The sequence below is a fragment of the Hoskinsella mucinilytica genome (genome assembly GCF_045223415.1).
Classification (GTDB): domain Bacteria; phylum Bacillota_I; class Bacilli_A; order Erysipelotrichales; family Erysipelotrichaceae; genus Hoskinsella; species Hoskinsella mucinilytica.
In genome coordinates this window covers 1-6,343 of the sequence record NZ_JBEQZJ010000080.1, presented here as the reverse complement: position 1 = coordinate 6,343, position 6,343 = coordinate 1, and the positions used below count along the sequence as shown (strand labels likewise).

6 protein-coding genes are annotated in these 6,343 nt (G+C 32.5%); 1 reads left to right on the top strand and 5 read right to left on the bottom strand.

What is annotated here, in order from left to right; genetic code table 11:
- The first annotated feature begins 226 nt into the window (after window positions 1-226).
- Entirely contained in the window at window positions 227-1,060 is an 834-nt protein-coding gene (locus tag UGRO018_RS17295) for a sialate O-acetylesterase (RefSeq protein ID WP_416327763.1), read from the top strand.
- A 191-nt stretch (window positions 1,061-1,251) separates the two neighbouring features.
- Here the strand turns inward: UGRO018_RS17295 and UGRO018_RS17290 are convergent, their stop codons facing one another.
- The 5 genes from UGRO018_RS17290 to UGRO018_RS17270 all read right to left on the bottom strand — a co-directional run bounded on the left by UGRO018_RS17290 (window position 1,252) and on the right by UGRO018_RS17270 (window position 5,917).
- A complete protein-coding gene (locus UGRO018_RS17290; protein ID WP_416327762.1) occupies window positions 1,252-1,707 on the bottom strand; it encodes a hypothetical protein in 456 nt (151 codons plus the stop codon).
- A gap of 216 nt (window positions 1,708-1,923) precedes the next feature.
- The gene (locus UGRO018_RS17285; protein ID WP_416327761.1) at window positions 1,924-2,850 is read right to left on the bottom strand and encodes a DUF1848 domain-containing protein; all 927 of its coding nucleotides are present in this window, start codon (window positions 2,848-2,850) and stop codon (window positions 1,924-1,926) included.
- Between the two features lie 134 nt (window positions 2,851-2,984).
- A complete protein-coding gene (locus UGRO018_RS17280; protein WP_416327760.1) occupies window positions 2,985-3,455 on the bottom strand; it encodes a hypothetical protein in 471 nt (156 codons plus the stop codon).
- A 144-nt stretch (window positions 3,456-3,599) separates the two neighbouring features.
- Window positions 3,600-4,835, bottom strand: a complete 1,236-nt coding sequence (locus tag UGRO018_RS17275; protein WP_416327759.1) for a pyridoxal phosphate-dependent aminotransferase — start codon at window positions 4,833-4,835, stop codon at window positions 3,600-3,602.
- Window positions 4,832-5,917 (bottom strand): chorismate mutase, encoded by a 1,086-nt coding sequence (locus UGRO018_RS17270; protein WP_416327758.1) that lies wholly within the window; start codon window positions 5,915-5,917, stop codon window positions 4,832-4,834. The genes UGRO018_RS17275 and UGRO018_RS17270 overlap by 4 nt, the downstream gene beginning before the upstream one ends.
- Window positions 5,918-6,343: the final 426 nt, after the last annotated feature.

The window sequence follows — 6,343 nt, the reverse complement described above, 5'->3', positions numbered from 1 at the left end:
CTGATCCATTTATGGATCATTTTCTTGTCGGAATAAATAATTATAATAATTCTTAACCCTTTTTTCTTCTATATGTTGATTCTATAATAAATGAAGTTAATAAAAGAAAGGAATTATAAGGGTATGAGTACACATAAAATATGAGAAATAAAATCTATTGAAACAGGGTTGTATTAAACAAAGCATGAAATAATAGAAAACTTACTTAGACAAGGAGGATAATGTAATGAAATCAGTTTTACTTATAGGACAATCAAATATGGCAGGTCGTGGATTTTTACATGAAGTTACACCAATTTATAATGAAAACATTCACACACTTAAAAACGGAAGATGGCAGATGATGACAGAACCAATACATTATGATAGGTCAGTTGCAGGTGTAGGACCAGTGGCATCATTTGCCCAAGCTTGGTGCAAAGCAAACAAAAATGAACAAATAGGATTAATTCCTTGTGCAGAGGGTGGTAGCTCTATTGATGATTGGTGTATCAGTGGATCTTTATTCCGTCACGCTATTAGTGAAGCGAAATTCGCAATGGAAAACAGCGAACTGATTGCAATTTTATGGCATCAGGGCGAAAATGATAGTCGTAGTGAAAGATATAAGGAATATCATCAAAAGCTCAATGTTATCGTTAATGCATTTAGGAAAGAACTCGGCGTTTCAGAAATTCCATTTATTGTTGGTGGTTTAGGAGATTATTTAGGGAAGTCAGGATTTGGACGAAGCTGCACAGAATATAAATTAATAAATGATGAATTGCTTAGTTATGCAGAAAATAATAAGAATTGTTATTTTGTCACTGGGGAAAACTTATATGCCAATCCAGACGGCATACATATTAACGCAGAGTCACAAAGAAGGTTTGGACTAAGATATTTTGAAGCTTACCAGAAAAAAATGAATATATTAAAACCATTAAAAGATGAAATAAAACTTGTGACCATATGTTGCGAAAAAGAGCTTACTATTGCAGAAAAAAGATATATAGCATTAGAACAATTTGCATTAGGAAAAAGAACTTTTGACGAAGTAACTGAGTTTTTAAAACAATGATATTAAGTCTTATTTGAATTTAATTTAATATACGAATGCAGTTAATCTCAATTGATTGCTTCAGATAAAAAATTCTGGATATTACTATGAAGAAAAGAAAGTTGAATGATTTTCCAGAGATTTCCTATCCAATAAAAAAGCAAGAATTCCTATCATGAAGGGATTCTTGCTTCTTTATTTTGTTTTGTAACTTATTTACAAGTCATCTTGCTTTTTTCTGCGCTTTCTACAGTTTCACTTAGTTTTACATTTTTTGTATTTCCTGAGATACCCATTTTATTTAGGATTGAAGCATCCGTTTTTGATAAATCAATATTTACAGTAGCAACAAGATCTTTATCTTTTGCTTTGAAATTAGCATTGATTCCTTCTCCTTCTTTTACACCTAATTGTCCTAAAACTGCATCGCCCATAGTTTTCATATCATCTTCTGAAAGCTCAGATGCATCTCCACCAAGTAATGATCCAGGCATTAAATAGCTTAGTTCAATTGTTTTGATAACATCATCTTCCGCATCCATTTTGATATCCATTTTGATGCCGGATTCTTCCATTGAACAAGTTTTTGATTCTTTCTTTACTTCACCTGATGAACCACAACCAGCCAATAATAATGCTGTACATGCAAAAGCTAATAATTTTTTCATAATAACGACTCCCTTCAGCGAAATCATTCGCTTCCCTTTCATATGACAAATATATTATATCAGAGAATTTTTGTAGGAAATAGATGCCATTATTTTTTTCAGATATTATCATAGAAATATGTACAAAATCGATAGAAATCGACAATATTTCTAATTTTTATAATTATTTTAGTGCTTCATCGTTCAATCTTTTTCTTAATATAGTTAATATTTAATTTATAAATCTAGTTTATTTTGTGATACACCTTTCTTTTTACGAATCGTAATACGATCTTCTTCCTCAATATATCCCAATAAAACACTACTATGTTCATCATGAAGTAAGACTCTTTCATGAATACGTTTTGCATCATAATTTGCATAACAATATAAACATTCGTGCGAACAACAATTATAATCACCGATATCCACACTTGGCAAACAGCCACATTCTTTACGAACACCTTTTCCTTTTGGAACCTCAAAGCTATGTCCGATTGCTTCTGTGATATCTTGCATATTCATACATAGCCCCTTTTTAATGTGAAACTCACTCAAATCAATTTCCTCAGCACAAGTTTGAAGCTGAATATGATATCGTTGTGCAATTTCTCCAAAGGCTTTTCCAAGCTCATACATATCTTTATTTGTAAGCATTCGCATCTTCATCTTGGTCATATTTTGTTTCGTATTTTTATACATATCCACAAATGATATTATGATGGTTTCAATGAACCCCTGTAACTGTTGACAAAGTCGCTCAAACGCTTTTATGTGATAAGCGATGGTATAAGTATCTGTTAAAATGATTGGATCATATCTAACTATGACACGCTTTTTACCTATTTTTTGTGATAACAGCTGAATCGCTTCTATGATTTTCCTTTTATCAGGAACATAGGGTTCTATATCTTGACGATATGCTGTAAGCGTTATATGAAAAAGGTAGGGAAATGGGATTTCTTCTAATCGAGATAACATAGGAATTGGATTTTTTGTACAAAAAACAATGACATCTATTTGTTCTTTTGTTAATGGTATTCTCGATATTTGATGAGGATTAAAGGGATTTCTTACGTCTACAAACCCCGCTTTTATTCTATTAAAAAACCAACGACTGTAAAAAGCAGGTATGTCACTACGCCCGCTAACAAATAAAATCATAACATCACCTCAACACTACTTTACAATAACTTCGAAATAGATACAAATGCTATGATATGCTTTTATCAACTTTCATACCAACTGATAAGATATGTTAGGCAAACGATTTGTTTACCTAACATCATCATAAAACACTAGTCTTTTGCAGTAATCGTTAACTTATCCATCGCTTCTTTAGCTACTTCCTCACTCTCATTGCTTCCTAATAAAATTCCTGTATTTGCATCTTTTACCATAAAAATACAATCATATTCGGAACCATCCTCAACATCAGCCTTGTAAAAGAGATATCCTTCCTCTTCCTCTAATTTATCCTCTATGATCGTTGCTTGTTTAGATGTATGGATATTATTGAGATAAATGTCATAGATATCTTTTGTAATGAATATCCCTTTCAAAACAAGTTTATCATCCTTTTTTATTTCAAAAATGTTATCCTCGTGAGATAAGGTATGTTTATCTGTTGTATCCAACTTTACCTCAATCTTATCTCCAGTTTCCACATTGAATACCAAAGATTTACTTGTTTGAAACTGGCATCCAGTTAATCCCATAAAAGCCATAGAACAGACCATAAAACTACAAATACATTTCTTTAATTTCATGCTATTTCCTCCTTGTTTTTTTATTGAGTGAATTATAGCATAAAAATCGTTTTAATCAATCATTTTTAATAATGGGCACATTTTTTTGTAAATTTGTCAAAAAAAAGGATGAAATTACTACTTTTTTCTCATCCTTTCGATTTTTTATTGAATGGTATCTAAGATTTCTTTCATTCTTTTCGCTAGACCTTTCGTCTTTTCTACACTCAATGAACAAACTGCAACTCGAATACCTTTATTTACCTTTACTGTATAAATATGTTGTGCCATCAATGCATCATGATAACGATCACGGATTTTATTATCTTCAATTTTAACAGTAACAAAGAATCCTTCTTTATATGGATAATAAACCAATCCACAAGCATCTGCTTCCGTAGTGAAGATATCACTTCTTTCTTTCAACAGTTTTACATATCTATCTTTTTCTTCCATATAAGCACTATGGTTTGTTGTTGTAACATAAGTAAAGTTATCCATTGCTGCATTTGGTACATTACTCCAAATAGCCCTTGCTGCTTTTTCAAAAACAATTTCTACACTACGAACAATTTCCTGTGTTTTAGCTAGCAAAATTGCAGCCCCGCAACGTAATCCATAAGATGTTAATGATTTACTACAGCTAAATGCAATCACTGCCATAACATTTTCACTGAAACCATCAAAGGTCTGAATATAATCTCTTGAATGTGGTAAGTCATACGCATAATCAATATAAGCGATATCGTTTAATAATACAACCGGAACCTTCTTTCCACACTCATTTAAGAAATCAACCACTTCTTTCCATTCCTCCATAGTTAAGGAATATCCTGTTGGATTATGACAAGGATCATTAATTACCAACAATAACTTTTTCTGTTTTTGAATTACTTCTAAACAGGTTTCTTTTAAGCTAGTTAAATTAAAATGATCCTCTTCAAATAATGAATAAGTTTTTACATTCAAATTATCCATCGTAGCCATTAATTTATAAGAACCCCATGCAATTTCAGGTAAAATGACGGTTTCGCCTTCATCTAAAATCTCACTTAATGTGATTGCTACTGCACCGGTACCTCCAGGTGTTGCTATGACACTATGTGCCAACTGACATCCACTTGGTTTTACGATCCAATCATAAACCTGTTGACGAAATCCCTCATTTCCTACAAAACTACCTGCATATGCTGCCTTTGTTTCCTTAGGAATGTTGTTATATGGTGTAAACACACTATCAAACGCTACAATGGTTCCCTCTTCATTGTATAAAGACCCAATGGTCGCATCTACCACATTCTCTGCCCCTACTGCCGCTTTCGCTTCTTTTGCCTTTTTTACGATTGCAAATACCGTATCTTCAATTGGTGTCGTATTGACTTTCTCTTTCACAAAACTCATTCTTCATCCCTGCTTTCTTTCTTATATGCACCAAGTATCTTCACATCTTCACAAACATCTTTCATATCTAAAACAAGTGCATCCGCTTGTGCTTCTTTTAAATCACCATCAATTTCTACATAAAAATAATACGCCCATGGTTTATTCTTGATCGATCTTGACTTGATACTTTCCATATTGAATCCATGATTGGATATTACCTCCATTGCTCTTACCAATGCTCCTGTTTCGTGCTTGGCAGTAAAAATCATAGAGAACCGATTTCCTTCCTTGACCAGTTGTTTACCAATAATGATAAATCTTGTTGTATTCTGTTCACTGGTATTGATATCTTCAGCTAGTATATCCAGTCCATATAATTCAGCATTATCTTTTGCAGCTATTGCAGCTTTACTTTTATCCTGTTGTTTTGCAACATATTCTGCTGCCAAAGCCGTATTGGGATAAGGTATTAATTCATAGCCTCTTCCCTCTAAAAATTGCTTAGACTGATAAATTGCCTGATCTTTAGAATACACCTGTTTGATATCCTGTAAGGTTGCCCCTTTGATACCAAGCAGATTTTGCGAAATCTTTAAATCATAGATTTGTTGTATATAAACATCATAACGTGATAACAAATCCAGTACTTCTCCAACTTCTCCTGTATATGAGTTCTCAAAAGGAATGACACCATAAGCAATTTCATTATGGCATACCGCTTGGAACACATCTTCAAATGATGCAAAATTTCGTTTTTTTCGATAAGGGAATACACGTTCACTTGCTATATGTGAGAAAGCTCCTTGTACTCCTTGATATCCAACGGTATCATGATAAATAACTGACTTCTGATAATCCTTACTGATTTTCAGCATATTCTCCATAAATTCTTGATAGCTCTCTTTATATCTATCTTGTCTAATCAAAGCTGTGTTTTTTTTCAAAACCTCTTGTTCTCTGCCAGAATCCAAAACATCCATTTGATGTTCTACCTTATATCGTATGACATCCTCAACAGCTTGCATCCGCTGTTCAAAAAGCTTTGCCATTTGTGCATCAATCTCATTGATCTGCTTTCTAGCATCATCTAGAAGACTCATTAACTTCACTCCTCTTCATTCCCAATTATTATACAATAATCTAGAAGTTAAAAATATAGTTTTCAGAAAATTTATGATAAATAAAGAAAATATTTATTATCATTTTCAAAAAACCATTTTCAAATCTTTCTTAAAAAAACAAAATGGCCTATTCTAAAAATAATATTATTAAAAAATATTTATTAGTACCTTGACAAATTCAACCATATATAATATTATGTAGTTACCCAAGAACGAATGTTTTGTGACAACACAAAGCATGGAAAAGGAATGGCCTGCTACGCCATTCCTTTTTTTGGGTAGGTTCCCAAGAACGGAAAAGTTTTCATTCATGAACTTCTGAACAGTGATAAGGACCAATCCAGAATCTCTTTCATCATATCTCTACGCTATCTTTTTAGGATTACGCAGATAAGAATCAAGATT

Coding starts and splice junctions, on each gene's coding strand:
- UGRO018_RS17295 (WP_416327763.1), top strand. CDS start 227: ATGAAATCAGTTTTACTTATAGGACAATCAAATATGGCAGGTCGTGGA.
- UGRO018_RS17270 (WP_416327758.1), bottom strand. CDS start 5,917: ATGAGTCTTCTAGATGATGCTAGAAAGCAGATCAATGAGATTGATGCA.
- UGRO018_RS17285 (WP_416327761.1), bottom strand. CDS start 2,850: ATGATTTTATTTGTTAGCGGGCGTAGTGACATACCTGCTTTTTACAGT.
- UGRO018_RS17275 (WP_416327759.1), bottom strand. CDS start 4,835: ATGAGTTTTGTGAAAGAGAAAGTCAATACGACACCAATTGAAGATACG.
- UGRO018_RS17290 (WP_416327762.1), bottom strand. CDS start 1,707: ATGAAAAAATTATTAGCTTTTGCATGTACAGCATTATTATTGGCTGGT.
- UGRO018_RS17280 (WP_416327760.1), bottom strand. CDS start 3,455: ATGAAATTAAAGAAATGTATTTGTAGTTTTATGGTCTGTTCTATGGCT.